Source organism: Pseudomonas sp. PME37.24/025, from assembly GCF_055556615.1.
On the sequence record NZ_JBVHNK010000181.1, the window covers coordinates 1 to 273 of the forward strand.

The window sequence follows — 273 nt, forward strand, 5'->3', positions numbered from 1 at the left end:
CCTTTGTCAAAAAGGTTGTCCAGAATTTGTGAAGTTTGCCTTTCGTCAATTCCCGTAAATGCCTCGTCGAGAAGCAGAAGCCTTGGGCGGCCGACGATTGCCCGCGCGATGAGTATTCGTTGGATTTGTCCCCTGGAGAGGTTTCTACCCCCACTGATAACATCGGTAGATAAGCCACGCGGCATCTTGGTAAGGTCTGCCATGAGTTCAGACATTTGAATGCCCCATTGCATATCTGCATGGCTAACCCAATCTCTTCCCACTAAGATGTTT

General features: G+C 49.1%; 1 protein-coding gene. It reads right to left on the reverse strand.

Annotated elements, in window-relative coordinates; genetic code table 11:
* A partial coding sequence (locus ACZ3HH_RS29990) for an ATP-binding cassette domain-containing protein (protein ID WP_465810207.1) occupies nucleotides 1-215 on the reverse strand: 215 nt, incomplete at its 3' end.
* Nucleotides 216-273 lie beyond the last annotated feature (58 nt).